Source organism: Lewinella sp. IMCC34183 (genome assembly GCF_003390915.1).
In the GTDB taxonomy this organism is placed as follows: Bacteria; Bacteroidota; Bacteroidia; order Chitinophagales; family Saprospiraceae; genus Neolewinella.
This window is the reverse complement of the sequence record NZ_QMEM01000002.1, coordinates 258,579-273,173: the sequence shown is the minus strand read 5'-3', so window position 1 is coordinate 273,173 and position 14,595 is coordinate 258,579. Positions and strand designations below refer to the sequence as shown.

Annotated in this window: 8 protein-coding genes; 4 read left to right on the top strand and 4 right to left on the bottom strand. The window is 65.7% G+C overall.

Going from position 1 to position 14,595, the window contains the following annotated elements:
• Genes DQG19_RS06370 through DQG19_RS06360 form a run of 3 tightly spaced genes read right to left on the bottom strand, consistent with a single transcriptional unit; the run spans window position 1 to window position 3,844 of the window.
• Window positions 1-1,569, bottom strand: a complete 1,569-nt coding sequence (locus tag DQG19_RS06370) for an amino acid adenylation domain-containing protein (protein ID WP_116125405.1) — start codon at window positions 1,567-1,569, stop codon at window positions 1-3.
• Window positions 1,566-2,747, bottom strand: coding sequence for an acyl-CoA dehydrogenase family protein (locus DQG19_RS06365; RefSeq protein ID WP_116125404.1), 1,182 nt, complete (start codon window positions 2,745-2,747; stop codon window positions 1,566-1,568). Before DQG19_RS06365 ends, DQG19_RS06370 begins: the two co-directional genes overlap by 4 nt.
• Window positions 2,744-3,844 (bottom strand): ornithine cyclodeaminase family protein, encoded by a 1,101-nt coding sequence (locus DQG19_RS06360; protein ID WP_116125403.1) that lies wholly within the window; start codon window positions 3,842-3,844, stop codon window positions 2,744-2,746. The genes DQG19_RS06365 and DQG19_RS06360 overlap by 4 nt, the downstream gene beginning before the upstream one ends.
• Window positions 3,845-4,149: 305 nt before the next feature.
• On the opposite strand from DQG19_RS06360, the gene DQG19_RS06355 reads away from it, so the two are divergent.
• From DQG19_RS06355 to DQG19_RS06340, 4 genes are read left to right on the top strand one after another with little or no spacing between them, the layout of a single operon-like run.
• The gene (locus DQG19_RS06355; protein WP_116125402.1) at window positions 4,150-5,451 is read left to right on the top strand and encodes a HupE/UreJ family protein; all 1,302 of its coding nucleotides are present in this window, start codon (window positions 4,150-4,152) and stop codon (window positions 5,449-5,451) included.
• 14 nt (window positions 5,452-5,465) lie between these two features.
• Window positions 5,466-9,971, top strand: a complete 4,506-nt coding sequence (locus DQG19_RS06350; protein ID WP_116125401.1) for a non-ribosomal peptide synthetase — start codon at window positions 5,466-5,468, stop codon at window positions 9,969-9,971.
• A 22-nt stretch (window positions 9,972-9,993) separates the two neighbouring features.
• Window positions 9,994-12,351, top strand: a complete 2,358-nt coding sequence (locus tag DQG19_RS06345) for a condensation domain-containing protein (protein ID WP_116125400.1) — start codon at window positions 9,994-9,996, stop codon at window positions 12,349-12,351.
• Window positions 12,348-13,655: a glycosyltransferase gene (locus DQG19_RS06340; protein WP_116125399.1), complete on the top strand. Its 1,308-nt coding sequence runs from the start codon at window positions 12,348-12,350 to the stop codon at window positions 13,653-13,655. The genes DQG19_RS06345 and DQG19_RS06340 overlap by 4 nt, the downstream gene beginning before the upstream one ends.
• On the opposite strand, the gene DQG19_RS06335 is transcribed toward DQG19_RS06340, so the two are convergent.
• Window positions 13,640-14,584 carry a sulfotransferase gene (locus DQG19_RS06335; RefSeq protein ID WP_116125398.1) on the bottom strand — a complete coding sequence of 315 codons (945 nt, stop codon included), beginning with the start codon at window positions 14,582-14,584 and terminating at the stop codon, window positions 13,640-13,642. The genes DQG19_RS06340 and DQG19_RS06335 overlap by 16 nt on opposite strands.
• Window positions 14,585-14,595 lie beyond the last annotated feature (11 nt).

Below are 14,595 nucleotides of genomic sequence, written 5' to 3'. Positions count from 1 at the left end.
TCAGGTAAGGCTTTTGGCCACCGCGGCCCGGATGGCCAGGCGGTCGATCTTTCCCGCATCGTTGCGGGGCAGCGCGTCGACGAGGTCGATGCGTGCGGGTACGGTATGGGGGGGCAGCTGGTCGGCCATGGCGGCGATCCACGCCGCTGGATCGGCCGCGTGTCCGGGTTCGGGGACCACCAGGGCCTCGATGGTCCGTTCGTTGTCGCCGACGTCGCGGGCGTACACGGCCGCCTCGCCCACGCCGGTGAGGGCGGCGAGCACGGCTTCCACTTCCTCCAGTTCCACGCGGTGCCCGCGGACCTTCACCTGCCGGTCCTTGCGGCCGACGAAGCGCAGCAGGCCGTCGTCGCCCGCGTAGACCATATCCCCGGTCCGGTAAAAGGTTTCCCGGTTGCCGGGGATGCGTTCGCGGTGGTAGAGGCCCCGCACGGTCAGGTCGGGCCGGGCCCAGTACCCGCGCATGCGGGTGGCGCTGCGGATGAGCAGCTCACCGACGGTACCGGGCCCGACCTCCCGGTCGTCGGCGTCGAGGATTAAGGATTCGGTGTCCGGCCAGACCTCGCCAAGGGGCAGGGGCTCGTCGTCCGCCGGGGGCGTATCCAGGTGGTAGTAGGTGCACTGGTTCACTTCCGCCGGTCCGTAGACGTTGCTGGCCCGGGCATTCGGGGCGTGCTCCATCAGGGTGCGGAGGTGGCGCGGGGCGAACACTTCCCCGCCGAAAAGTACCCACCGCAGGGCCGAGAGGTCCCGGTCGGCGAGGGTGGGGGAGCGGAGCAGCTGCAGCAGCGCCAGCGGCACGCTGTACCAGATCGTAATTCCGGCCTCCTCGATCAGCTTGAGCAGGCTCGTCGGGAATTTGGTGTGGGCGTCGGTCACGATCTCGGTGGTCGCGCCGGCCCGGGGGCCGGTAAAGTAGCCGAAGGTCGAGATGTCGTAGTGGAGGGCGCAGTGGTTGCCGATCACGTCGTCGGGCCGCACGCCGTAGAGGTCGGCCGACAGGCGGGCATACGCCAGTCCGGACGCGTGGGTATGCATGATGCCCTTCGGGGCCCCGGTCGAGCCGCTGGTGTACATCACGTAGGCGAGGTCGCCGCCGAGCAGCCGCAGGCCGGGGGCGGTGGCGGGTACGGTGTCCAGCGCCTCCCAGGACAGGCTCTCGGCGTGCTCGGTTTCGGCTCCCAGGGCCAGGGTGACGGGCGAGGGAGCGGCCAGCAGGGCGGGGAAGTTGCGGCGGAGCGCAGGTGCAAGGATCAGTACCCGGATGCCGCAATCCTGGATCAGCTGACGGGTCCGGGCTACGGGTGCCTCCGGGTCGAGGGGCACGTAGGCGGCGCCGGCCTTCAGGATACCGTGGACGGCGACCGCCGATTCCAGCGAACGCGGCAAGTAGATGCCGATGCGGTCGCCGCGGCGGACGCCCCGCTGCAGGAGCAGGTTGGCCAGTCGGTTGGTGCGCTCGGCGAAGGCGGCGTAGGTGAGCGACCGTCCGCCGCAGCGGAAGGCGGGGCGATCCGGGGAGGCGGAAGCGTGCCGGTCGACGGCGTGAAAGAGGAGATAATCCGTCATGCCAAGCCGCTGAATTGGGCGATGATGTTGCGGTGGATGTCGGAGGTGCCCGCGTACAGCACGCCGCCGACGGCGTCGCGGAGGTCGCGCTCGGTACCGAAGTCAGTGAGGTAGGCGTTGCCCCCGCCGATGCGGATGGCGTCCAGGCTGGATTCCACGAAGGCCTCGCTCAGGTAGAGCTTCAGCATGCTCGATTCGGCCATGGTGGGCTGTCCGTTCAGCTTCAGTGAGGCCAGGCGGTAGAGGAGCAGCCGCGAGATCTCGATGCGCATCCGCATGTCGGCGATCCGGTTGGAAACCGACTGGAATTCGCCGATGGATTTGCCGAACTGCTTACGCTGCCGGGCGAATGTTACGGCCTCCTCCAGCTGCCGCTGCATGGTGCCGAGCTTGCCGGACAGGATACAGCAGCGGTCGTACTCCAGCGAATGGTTGCAGATGCTGAAGCCGCTGCCTTCCTTGCCGATGCGGTTTTCTTCGGGCACGAAGCAGTCCTCGAAAGTAATTTCCCCGAAGGGCGCCGTGCGCAGGCCCATCTTCTTGCGGTTGGGGCTCGCGGTGTAGCCCGGGGTGTCGCGATCGACGAGGAAGGCCGTGATGCCCCACTTGCCGCGCTCCGGCGCGGTATTGGCAAAGACCACGGCGAGGTCCGCGACGGGGGCCAGGGTCACGAGCCGCTTGCCGCCGTTAAGGCGGTAGCCCCCCGCCACGCGCTCGGCGGTGGTCTGCAGCGTGAATACGTCGGAGCCGCTTTCGGCTTCGGTCAGGGCGTGGCAGCCGATGATCTCGCCCCGGACGAGCCGCGGCAGGTACTTCGCCTTCTGCGCCTCGGTACCGAATAGGCTGATGGTCACCTGCACCGCCCACATCTGGGCGTTGAGGCCGAGCACCAGGCCGGTGTCGTGGCAGGCGTAGCCCAGTCCCTCCATCGCGACCACGGAGCGGAAGACGTCGATCTCCTCCCGCTGTCCGCCGTAGGCGGCCGGGGCGGCCAGGGCCTGGATGCCGAAGTCGGCGCACGTTTTCCAGGCCTCCCGGTTGAAGGTGCCGGCGGCGTCGCGGGCGATCACGTCATCGTCGCCGAACGCGCGGCGGGCGAAGTCGATCACTTCCTGCTTGTAGTCGAGGTAGGCCTGGGGGAGCGTAAAGTTGATGGGGGCTTCGTGACGGTTCTTCATGCGGGCCGGGTGGTTTCGACGGTCAGGACGGGCACCGGGGCGATGTCCGCTCCCAGAAATTCGTAGGGGTTGTTGGCGGCGCCGCCCGTATTCTCGATCTCGAGGTACTCCCCGAGGCCCAGCTCACCGGCCAGCTCGGCGAAGAGGCGCAGGGCCACCTGGTCCTGCAACGACCAGCCGGTGGAGTCGTATACCGTAAGCCGATTGCGGAGGTGGGCGTAGGCCTTGGGGTCCTGACAGACGGCCACGATATCGTCGCCGATCTCTTCCGGTTGGAGCCGCTGGCACTCGCCCTCGATCACCGCCTGCGGCCGGAAGTCCGGGCAGACGTACGCCCGGCGCAGCAGGGAGAGCGGGAGCTCCGTCTTGCCGGGAAAGTCGGAGCCGATCGCATTCACGTGGAGGTGGGGCCGGTGCGGCAGGTCGCCGAAGAGCGGACCCCCGCCGACGTCCACGGAGGTGGCGGTCAGCAGGATGTCCGACTCCCGCAGGATCTCGGCCGGGTCGCACACTTCCGGTTGCGCGGCGCCGAAGGCGGCGCAGCGTTCGCGGAGGCTACGGGCCGCCGGCTCGGAGACGTCGTGGACCAGGATGCGGTCGAAATCGTAGTAGCGGGAAAGGGCGTGCACGTGGGCCACCGCCTGCGCGCCGCAGCCGATGAGCCCCAGGGTGCGACTGTCGGGGCGGGCGAAGCGACGGGTGGCGATCACCGTAGCGGCGGCGGTGCGCAGAGCCGTGGGCAGCACGCCATCCATGAGGCAGCTCAGGTGGCCGGTGGCCGTATCGTAGGCCGAGATCGTGGACACGATGGTCGGCAGTCCGAAGGTAGCGGGGTTTTTGGGGTGGTAACCGACTACCTTGATGGTGATGTCGCGGCCGAGCTCGTGGATGGGCATCCACTCCACGAGCCCCGGGTGGGGACGTTCGTAATTGAAGCCGCTGCGGGCGGGCGTAACGGTCCGCGCGGAGTCATGGCGGACCATAGCCTCCTCGAGGCGGTCGACCAGCAGCGCCAGCGTTTGATCCAGTCCATGATGGCGGACGGTGGCTTCGACAGCGTCGCTGGAGAGCACAAGTGTTGCGGAAGAGGTGAGCATCAAATCCTGATAGTGTATGTTTCCGGCTCGCCGGGGAGCGGGTGTGAGTGTCAGTTGGTCCGAACTAACATTCGTTAAATATGCGTCGGCGGTTTTTCCTGTCGCTCGATGATGGTTTTAACGGTGAATAAGGTAGTTGGTTTTGGGGGAACGAACGGGCGTCCGCTGCGGGGCCTGGAAGCTAACTTGTAAACCGATTGTGTTGGCCGCTATTTAGTCATTGCCCCCGCGGTTTTTCAGAACGGGAAAATCTGATTCCCTTCCCCGGTCGTATACTAGCGGGTACTGCGCTTACAAACTCACCGATGTACACATTGATTTTTGACTCACTACTAAGAAAATTTCGCCCCGCCCCGGGAACCTGTTTCACACTGGCGATCGCGGTGCTTTTCGGGGCCGCGCTGCTGGTGCCGCACACCGCCCGGGCCCACGTCGCCAACCAGAGCTACGTCTACTTCCGGGTACTGCAGGACTCCATCAACGGAACGATCCAGGTCACTACCGACGACCTGAATGAAGCGCTGGACCTTGACCTTGCCCGGGGCATCACCAAGGAAGAGCTGGCACCCTACCTGCCGCGCATCCGCGCGTACCTGGACGAGCGCTTCGCCGTGGATTCCCGCTACGGCAACCATCCGGTGAGCTGGACCGACCAGGTGAAAACTTTTGCCATCCGCGACGGGCACGTGATCGCCCAAGATTTCATCCTTGGCAATATGGGGGAGGTGCCCGTCAAACTGGACGTGCGGTTCAATCCCATTTTCGACGTGGACGAAACCCACCGCACCTTCGCCCTGGTGCAGTACAACTGGCTGGCCGGCGTGCACAACAACGAGGCGCAGATCAGCCTGCGGTTCGGTCCGGGGGACGCGGGACCCAAGGAACTGGACCTGAGCGATACCTCAGTCTGGAAGGGATTTCGCGCCATGACCGTCAGCGGCATGTACCACATCTACATCGGCCTGGACCACATCCTCTTCCTCATCGCCCTCCTCTTGCCGGCGGTGGTCACGCGGCGCGAGCCGCGGGCTGCGGTCGGGGCGGCCGGCTCGGTCGCGTTGGGCGGTAGCTCCGCCTGGGCGGGCAGTATCTGGCAGCCCGTAGACCGCTTCAAGCCGGCCCTTTTCTACGTACTCAAGATTGTCACCTTCTTCACCATTGCCCACACGATCACGCTTAGCCTGTCCGCGCTCGGGCTGGTGGAGCTGCCCGGCTACCTGGTGGAATCCCTGATCGCCCTTTCCATCGCGCTGGCCGCCGCGCACAACCTGCGGCCGCTGTTCCATAACGACGGGGTGATCATCGCGTTTGTGTTCGGCCTCTTTCACGGCTTCGGCTTCGCCAGCGTGCTGAGGGAGGTGGGGCTGCAGAATGAATTCATGACCCTGTCGCTGCTCGGCTTCAACCTCGGCGTCGAGCTGGCGCAAGTGCTCATCATCCTATTGCTCTTTCCGGTGCTTTACCTCCTGCGCCGAACGGCTTTTTACCGCTACCTGCTGATCGGTGGTTCGGTGCTGCTGATCGTGATCGCACTGTACTGGTTCATCGAGCGCTTCTTTGACGTCGACATACCCGTGGTGACCCTCATCCGGCAACTCCTCGGCTAACGTACGTTCAACCCATGAGTAAATTATCTCTGCTGCAGCGTTGGCGCAACCGAAAACCAACCCCGGCTACCGAGTCGCCGGAGGCTGCCGTCGGTGACTATCCCCTGAGTTACGGACAGGCCCGCCTCTGGTCGCTGGCCGAATTATATCCCGACAATCCCTTTTACAACTACGCCGAAGCCTACGACCTGCACGGCGACCTCGATGCGGAACGGCTGCGGCAGGCCCTCACGACGGTCGTCGAGCGTCACGAGATCCTACGCTCGGTATTCTTCACCGACGCGGCGGGAACGGTACGGCAGCGTTCCCGGCCTACCCCCGACTACGCCTACGAGGCGATCGACCTGGCCGGCCGTCCACTCACCGACGAAGCGTTACTCAGCCGGTCCCGGGCGCCCTTCGACCTGGAACGGGGCCCCCTAGTGCGGGTGGTCCTGTGGCGGCGCGATGCGCGCCACCACGTGCTGCTGATCGTGATGCACCACATCGTCACCGACAAGGCCTCCATGGCCCGGCTGCGGGAAGAAGTGGTCCGGCTCTACGACGGAGGATCCGCTGCGCACCTGCCTCCCCTTCCGCTACAGTACGGTCCCTTTGCGGTCCGTCAGCGTGGGGCCGACAACGCCGGAGCGCTCGCCTACTGGGCGGAGCAACTGGCGGACGCCCCCGCGCTGCTGGACCTGCCGACGGACCACGTGCGCCCCGCGCAGCAATCTTTTCGCGGACAGTTCCTGGAACATCGCCTGCCCGCCGCGCTCGCCAGCCGGATCCGCCGGCAGTGCCGCGAACGGGGCATCACGACCTTCACGTACTTCCTGGCCGCCTACTGGTTGTTGCTGACCCGCCAGACCGGGCAGGAGGACCTGCTCGTGGGAACCCCCATCACGACCCGCGACCGGCAGGACACCGAGCACCTGATCGGGTTCTTCAACGAGACGGTCGTGCTCCGGGGGCATACCGACCGGGCCGCCACCTTTACGGAATTGCTCCAGCAGGCCGGCGAGGTGTTGCTGGCCGCATTTCAGCACAAGCAGGCCCCCTTTGACCGCATCGTCCGGGCCGTTAACCCCGAACGGGTACGGGGAGCGAATCCACTTTTCCAGGCCATGCTCATTACCCACAAGGTGGAGCCACCGCCCCCCTTCGCCGGCGACCTCAGGTGGACGCACCGCATGCTGGACCTGGGCGTTACCAAGTTCGACCTTACCCTTTACGTGGCCGAAGCGGAAGACGACCTGACGGTGGTATTCGAATACGCCACCGACCTGTTTACCCGGGATCACGTGTACCGTATGGTAAACCAGCTGGAAGCGATCCTGTCAACGGTCAGCGAACAGCCGGACGCGGCCCTGGATCAGCTGACCCTGCTGGCTCCCGAGGCCATTGAACGGCTCGCCGCGCCGCCCGACCGCGTTGCACAGCAGCCCCCTACCGTGGCCGCCGGTATCGCGGCCGCCATCCGGGAACGGCCGCAGGCCACGGCGGTGCGGACCGGAGGCGATACCGTGACCTACGCATCCCTGGACGATCGAGCCCGCCGCCTGGCCGGAGAACTGAAGCGGCGGGGCGTACGGCCCGGCGAGGTCGTCGGCTTGCACCTCGGGCGCACGGGTGACTTTCCGATTGCCGTATACGCCTGCTGGCTACTGGGAGCCGCCTACCTGCCCCTGGACCCGGCGTACCCGGTACGCCGCCTCGCCTTTATGGTCGCGGATGCCGGAGCGCGGATCGTAATCACGGACGGCGAACCGGATGCACAACTGGGAGAGGTAGAATTCCTCTCGCCTGCCGACTCCGCCGGTGCGCCCCTTCCTGCGGGTCCGCTGCCGGACGATCCTGATCTGCCGGCTTATCTCATCTACACCTCCGGCAGCAGCGGAACGCCGAAGGGGGTGCGGGTCAGTCACCGCAACCTGTACCACAGCACCGCCGCCCGGGAGCAGGTGTACGGAGACCCGCCCACGACCTTTTTGTTGCTCTCCTCTTTCTCCTTCGATTCCTCGGTGGTCGGGTTGTTCTGGACGCTTACGGGCGGCGGTACCCTGCTGATCGCCCGGGAGCGGGCGGAGCAGGACATGGTCGAACTGGGGAGGACCATTCACCGCTACGGAGTCACCCACACGCTCATGTTGCCGACCCTCTACCGGGCCTTGCTCGACACGGCCCGCCGGGACGATCTGACCGACCTGCATACGGTGATCGTGGCCGGGGAGGCGTGTACGGCCGACCTCGTACGCCACCACCACGCTACCCTGCCCGGGGTACGGCTGTTCAACGAGTACGGGCCTACGGAAACCACGGTGTGGTGTACCGCCTGCGCGTTGCAGCCTGCCGATGCCGCGGATGGCCGCGTACCCGTCGGGCGGGCCGTACCCGGCTACCGGATCTATCTGACCGACGACCGCTACGGGCTGGTACCCGACGGTGCCGTGGGAGAGATATGCGTAGCGGGCGCCGGCCTGACCGAAGGATACCACGATGCGCCGCAACTCACGGCCACGAAATTCGGTACCCTGCAATTACCGGACGGCCGTACGGAGCGCATATACCGAACCGGTGATCTCGGGCAGTGGCGGGCGGACGGCGCCCTGCTGTTCCTCGGGCGGAAAGACCGGCAGGTGAAGGTACGGGGGTACCGGATCGAACTGGAGTCCATCCGCCAGCGTCTCCTGTCCTACCCAGGGGTGCGCGAGGCGGAGGTGATCCTCGACGGAGCGGGTCGCCGGCTGATCGCCTACGCCGTCGGTGACGAAGCACTGAATGCCCAGCGGATCCGCACCACCTTCGGGGAGGACTTGCCAGCCTATATGGTGCCGGCCCGGATCAGACTACTGGGCGAGATGCCCCGGTTGCCGAACGGAAAGGTGGATACTGGGCGCCTGCCGGCAGCGGGGCCTTCCCCGACGCTACGTGACGCTGCGGACGCCCATCCGGAAAACGAAACGGAGGAGCGGCTACTGTCCATTTTCCGTGAATTGCTGGGCGACGCATCGGCGGGCGTCAGGGACAGCTTCTTCGCCCTCGGCGGTGATTCCGTGACGAGTATACAGTTGCTGTCGCGGGCCCGGGCGGCGGGGATCGAGTTCGAAGCCACCGCCATCTTCGATCACCAGAGCGTGCGCGAACTGGCGCGGGTAGCCCGCAGTACGGGCGGGGAGGTCGCTCCGCGGGAAGCCTACTCCGGTCCGGTCGGTCTCACCCCGATACAGCGGTGGTTCTTCTCCGAGCATACGGTAGCCCCCTACTACTGGAATCACGCCTGGCGGATCACGCTGACACCGGAGGCCGCGGACGCCACGGCAGTCGCCCGTGCGGCGGCCCGACTGGAGGCCCGGCACGAAGGATTACGGCAGCAGTTTTCGCGGGGAGAGGAGGGGTGGACCGCCCTGATCCGACCCGCCGGTGAGGCCCCCAGGTACTACGCGCTGGACAAGCTGCCTGACCCATTGGCGGAGTGGCTGGAACGCGAGCAGCGGGGAGTAGACCTCGCGCGGGATCCCCTCTTTCGGGTGTACCACTTCCAAGCGGACGACACCGTGATCCTCTGGGCGCACCACCTGGTGGTGGACGTGGTGTCGTGGCACCAGTTGTTTGCCGAATTTGCCGCGGAATTGAACGGTTCACCGCATCCCGCGGGCCCGGCAACCTATCACCGGTGGACACAGCAGACCCGGGAGTGGGCCGAGCAGGACCGTTTTGGTGCCGAGCTCGAATACTGGGCCCGGCAGCAGGGGTCACCGCTCCCCACGGAGCTGCCGGGGAGCCTGCCGGTGCGTCAGGAGAGTATTCACACCCTGACGGGCAGCGTAGACGGATCCGTGACCAGCAGCTTGCTCACGGCGGCCAACGAAGCCTACGGTACCAAACCCGAGGAACTGATCCTGACGGCCCTGCTGCGCACGCTGGCCGGGGAACACCCCGGTGGCGACGGATACTGCCTCAACCTCGAACGATACGGCCGGATCCCGGGCGCTGCCGGGCTGGACTTTTCCGGGACGGTGGGCTGGCTGACCGCCTCCTTTCCGCTCCGCTTCGACCTGCGGGACCCGGAATCCCCGGAAACCTCGATTGTCGACGTCAAGGACCGGTTGCGGGCGCTGCCGCAGCAGGGTGTCGGCTACGGGGTACTGCGGTACCTGCAGGGGGCTAACGAGCTGACCGGCGACGCGGGCATCTACTTCAACTACCTGGGGGCCACGGCGGCCCCCAGGCAGGATCCGTATACATCGGTCGCTTTCCTGACCGACGGGCTCCGGGCCCCCGAGGGCGAAGTCAACCGGACGTGGGAGCTCAACGTGAGCGTAGCGGACGGAGCGCTGCGGATCGACTGGTCGTTCTCGACGGAACTGCACCGTCCCGCCACGGTGGCCCGCCTGCTGAAGAAAATGGAGGAGGAGATCCGCGCGATTGTCGCCCATTGCCTGGAGCGGGATGGACGCCGGCTGACCGCTTCCGATTTTCCGGACGCGGGAATCAGTGAAGACGACCTGGAAGGGCTCATGGACGAACTTGGGCTGTGACGCAGCGGCAAACAGATAGCAAATGAATACGGTAAGTCAACCCAAGATCGAAGCGGTACACCCCCTGCGGGAAATGCAGAAGGCCATGCTCTTCCATCACCTGACCGATCCAGCCCGGGACGAGGGCCTGGTGCAGACTACCCTGCGACTGACCGGACCGCTGGACGGGGCGGCCTTTCGCCGGGCGCTGACGCAGGTGCAGGGCCGGCACGCCGCGCTGCGGGCCACGGTACACTGGAAAAAGGTCTCGAAGCCGGTCTGGGTAGTCCACCCGCACGCAGACCTGCAGCTGGAAACGGTGGACTGGTCGGACGCACAGCGGGAGGATGTCACCCAACGGATGCGGGACCTGCGCGAGACGGACCGCCGGCAGGGTATCGACCTGACTGCCGCACCGAGCACGCGTTTCCGGCTGATCCGGTTGAGTGAAGACCATCACCTAGTCCTATGGACCGTTCACCACATCCTGCTGGATGGCTGGTCGAGCGGGGTCGTACTGCGTGACCTGATGGCGATCTACCGCGCCGAAGTGGAAGGGGGGACCGCGGACCTGCCGGCTCCGGCCCCGGAATCCCACTACCTGCGGTGGCTCGCCGGGCGCGACGGAAGCGCCGACGCGGCATACTGGACGGACAAGCTTAGCCACCTGCCCGGACCGACCACCGTGGGGGGGGACACTGGTACGCGGGAAGAATTATCGGGGGAGCTGGAGCCCGGCGTAGCGAATACCTTCGAGCGTGCCTGCCGCGAGCTGCGCGCCACCCCGACCGCCGCCCTGCAGTACCTGTACGGCCGGATACTCGGTCGGCTCGTGGAGCAGGACACCGTCTGTTTCGGCACCACCGTGAGCGGGCGGCCCGCGGAAGTGCCGGGGCTGATGGATGGCGTAGGCATGTACGCCGGTGTCCTTCCCAAACGTACGCCCGCGGAAGGATCCTGGCGGGAAGCCGTGGCGGAGATGCACCGGCAGAATGGCCGCGACTCCGCCCATCAGTACGTCAGCCCCGAGCAGATAGGCGCCTGGACCCCCTGGGCCGACGGACGGATGCCCTACGACAGCCTCCTGATCGTCCAGAACTACCCCTGGGAGGAACTGGCCGGCGGGGGCGTGGAGGCAGAAATCCTGGAAGGGGGGCTTACCTCCAACTTTCCGCTGACGGTGACGGTGCTGCCGCGGGGTAACTGGACGATCTTCGTTCGCTACGCAGCAGCCATTGGCGGGGAAACGGCGCGGTGGGTGTTGGAGGAGCTGCAACGGCTGATCGGGTCGGTAGCCCAGGGCCGTGACTTGCTGGAACAGAGCGATCCGCCGGTACGGCCGGAGCTTCCCAGGGGACAAGCATCCGGTACCGCGGCCTACGAGCCGCCAGGCAACCCGAGCCAGCTTACGTTGCGTGATATCTGGGAGAAACTACTCGGCCGGTCCCCCATCGGGGTCAACGCGGACTTCTTTGAACTGGGCGGTACGTCGCTGCAGGCGATCCGCATGTTCTCCCGGATCGAGGAAACGACCGGCAAGCGGCTTCCCCCCAGTTTATTGCTGACCCACCGCACCATCCGGCAACTCGCCGGGCAGGTGGACGGCGGGGGGGCGGGCCCCGACTGGCAGCACCTTGTCCCACTGCGGTCCGGGGGCAAAAAGGCCCCGGTCTTCTGCTTCCACGGGGGACTGGGGCACGTGCTGATGTACCAGCCCATGAGTGAGGTGCTCGACCGGGACCGGCCCATGTACGCCCTGCAGGCCGCGGTCGATAACGTAGGGGAAGAGGCGGCCTTGTCCATCCCGGAAATGGCCAGCCGGTACCTGGAAGAGATCGCCACGGTCTGGACCGAGGACCCCCTCATCCTGATCTCCTACTGCTACAGCGCGGCCGTTTGCCTGGAAATGGGCCGGCAACTGATCGCCGCGGGCCGCCAACCGCCCGTGATCGTAGCGATCGATACCGGACCCTCGGAGGGCAGGCACGTCGCGAGCCCGTACACCTTTCGCCGACCGGGGTCCGCGCTGTGGTACCTGGCGCTGCTGCGGCGGGGCAAGTACCGGCGGGCGACTAACCAGTTCATCCACGACTGGCTGCCCGCGGCCGACACCCCGACCCGGCGCAACGCCGTGCTGGCCGACCGGCTCAAGTACGACCTGCGGATGGCATTCTATGACTACACGTGGCCGCAGTACCCCCACGGGATCCTGCTCTTCCGCAGCCGGGATTTCCGGCTGCGCCCCGACGTGGACACCTTCATGGAGCGGTGGGAGAAGCACATCGGCGAGCGGCTGGAAGTGGTGGATACGGAGGCGGGGCACCGTACCGTGCTTGACCCGCCCTACGTATCCGAGGTGGTGGGGCGGATCGAAGCGTACCTTGACAAGCAGCGGGTGTGAGCACGGTCCTCATCGTCGCTTCCGGCCTGACGGGCCTGTTGCACGCAACCGATGAAGCCGCCCGTCGACTGAGCAAGGCGGGGCACACGGTGCATTACGCCTCACCCCTGCAGGTGAAAAATAAGCTGGGCCCCCACATCGAGGAATTTCACGCCTTGCCTGCCCGGCAACGCCGGCTCGTGCCGAAACTGGCCCGTCTGCACCCCGTCATTCGTCTCGTAGCGGGCACCGTTGGTTTTTCAGGCTACCGCCACCAGGCTATCCAGGCACTAGCGCAGGCACCCTACCGGGATCTGCTGGCCCGTATCCGCCCGGACATCGTCCTGGTCGACCTGGAGTTGCACGAGTATGTCTTGACCACCCACGCTGCCGGCGTGCCCTATCTTTTAGTAAGTCCCTGGTTTCAGAACGTTTTTATGGAACACATGCCGCCGCTAACCGTCGACCGGCCGCCCGGAGCGGCCGAAGCGAAGGCATCCGGGCACGGGCCGGGTCTACGACAGTGGAGCGGGTGGGCCGGCTGGCAGGATCGCAGGTCCATACTACTGGATCAGGCGCGGCGGGCGGGGTTCGACAGCGACAAGCTGACCGTGGCCGGTTGGCCTCCGCCTATCACCTTTCGGCAGGTACCTATCCTTCATTTCGTGCTGCGGGAGATGGATTTTCCCTACCCGGTGCCGGGGTACACCCACTACGTGGGACCGATGGTCCGGGCGATGGACTGGCAAATGGTGGACGGACGCCTCCGGACCATGGTGGATGGTGCCCGGTCAGCGGGAAAAAAAATTATTTACGCAAGCGCCACCACCATGCAGGCTGGGGGGCAGGACCGGGCGACGCTCTTTGCCGCGGCGGTACGTTCCCGGCCGGACTGGTTTCTGATTCTGACGGGGGGCGGCAAGAACGATTTTCCAACGGTGACGGAAAATGAAAACGTTGCCCATTTTGACTGGGTACCGCAAACCGCTTTGCTGACCCGGGTTGATTGCTGTATCAACCACGCGGGGATCGGCACCATCAACGAGTGCGTATTCCTTGGTGTGCCCATGGTGATCTATTCCGGAGGAAAGCACGACCAACCCGGCTGCACGGCCCGGCTGCGCTACCACGGCCTGGCGGTGGTGGGCGAGCGGGACGATTCTCCGGAAGCCGTAGCCGGCCGCATCGAGCAGGCGCTTACGTTGACGGAACTGCGGCGCAAGGTGGCGCGCTACCGCGACCTGGCCCGTGATGGGGCGGTACGTGATCGCTTGGTGTCCGTGGTTGAGGCCTGTCTCGCATCCCAGGCTCAGTCGGCCGGCTGATAGTAGCCTTCGGTTTCGTAGCGGCGTAGCCAGTGGCCGAGGTCGCGGTCCAACAGCTTTTCCAACCGGAGAACGTCCGCCCGCGCGAGCGGCTTCAGGAATGCTATCGCACGCGGGTCAATCCCCTCGGGCCGGGTGGTGAGCGCTTTGAGGCGGTCGATCAGGGGGCGGGGGAGAACTTGCTTAAGGGGGCGAAGCTGCCGGGTGGCCTGAGCCAGCAACGGATGGCGGCTCAGGCGGCGTGGGCTGGAGCGATTATAGGATTTGGTGGTTTCCAGGGCTATCGGGTCCACGCCCAGAAAGCCCTGGAGATCGTGGAGTACCGCATTGGGGTCGGCTTTGAAGTCATCGTAAAGATAGATCCTGACGTGCTCGAAAGCGGTCTGGTAGGCCTCTACGGCAACGGCGTAGAGGCTGTTCTGCAGATAGAAAACATCGGTGGGCATCGCAGGGTCGGCCCGCCTTTCCGGTTCCCGCTTCAGGGAATCATAGAGATTTAGTCCTTCCGGGTCCAGGTTTCTCCGGTGCACGTACTGGTAGTGGGACAGGAGCTTTTCGATCGGTTCGCGGAGAATCATCACGATCCTCAGGTCCTGCCATCGCGGATGGAAACGTTGAATATTGCGGATGGTACGCACGGGGAACTGCAGGTAAGACGGCGTGATCTCCCCACAGCGTTGCTGCGGGCTTGCGTCTTCGAAGAGGGCGAGGTACGCCGGCAGGTTCCTGGGGAGGAGGCCGGGATGAAGGGTATGGATCGACTGGTTGGGGTTGTCGTAGGAATGGTAAAACCAGGTTTCCTTCACGTCGGGCAGGTAGAGCTGCGGATGCTGGGTAAGGTAGCGGTGCAGACTGGTGGTACCACTCTTGGCGGCACCGACCACGAGAAAATCCGGATGGTTAAAGGTCTGCTCGCTGGTAATGCGCATGGTCGGTAAAG

Excerpts from the sequence above, each read along its gene's own strand:
- DQG19_RS06370 (WP_116125405.1), bottom strand. The coding sequence starts at position 1,569 with ATGACGGATTATCTCCTCTTTCACGCCGTCGACCGGCACGCTTCCGCC.
- DQG19_RS06365 (WP_116125404.1), bottom strand. The coding sequence starts at position 2,747 with ATGAAGAACCGTCACGAAGCCCCCATCAACTTTACGCTCCCCCAGGCC.
- DQG19_RS06360 (WP_116125403.1), bottom strand. The coding sequence starts at position 3,844 with ATGCTCACCTCTTCCGCAACACTTGTGCTCTCCAGCGACGCTGTCGAA.
- DQG19_RS06355 (WP_116125402.1), top strand. The coding sequence starts at position 4,150 with ATGTACACATTGATTTTTGACTCACTACTAAGAAAATTTCGCCCCGCC.
- DQG19_RS06350 (WP_116125401.1), top strand. The coding sequence starts at position 5,466 with ATGAGTAAATTATCTCTGCTGCAGCGTTGGCGCAACCGAAAACCAACC.
- DQG19_RS06345 (WP_116125400.1), top strand. The coding sequence starts at position 9,994 with ATGAATACGGTAAGTCAACCCAAGATCGAAGCGGTACACCCCCTGCGG.
- DQG19_RS06335 (WP_116125398.1), bottom strand. The coding sequence starts at position 14,584 with ATGCGCATTACCAGCGAGCAGACCTTTAACCATCCGGATTTTCTCGTG.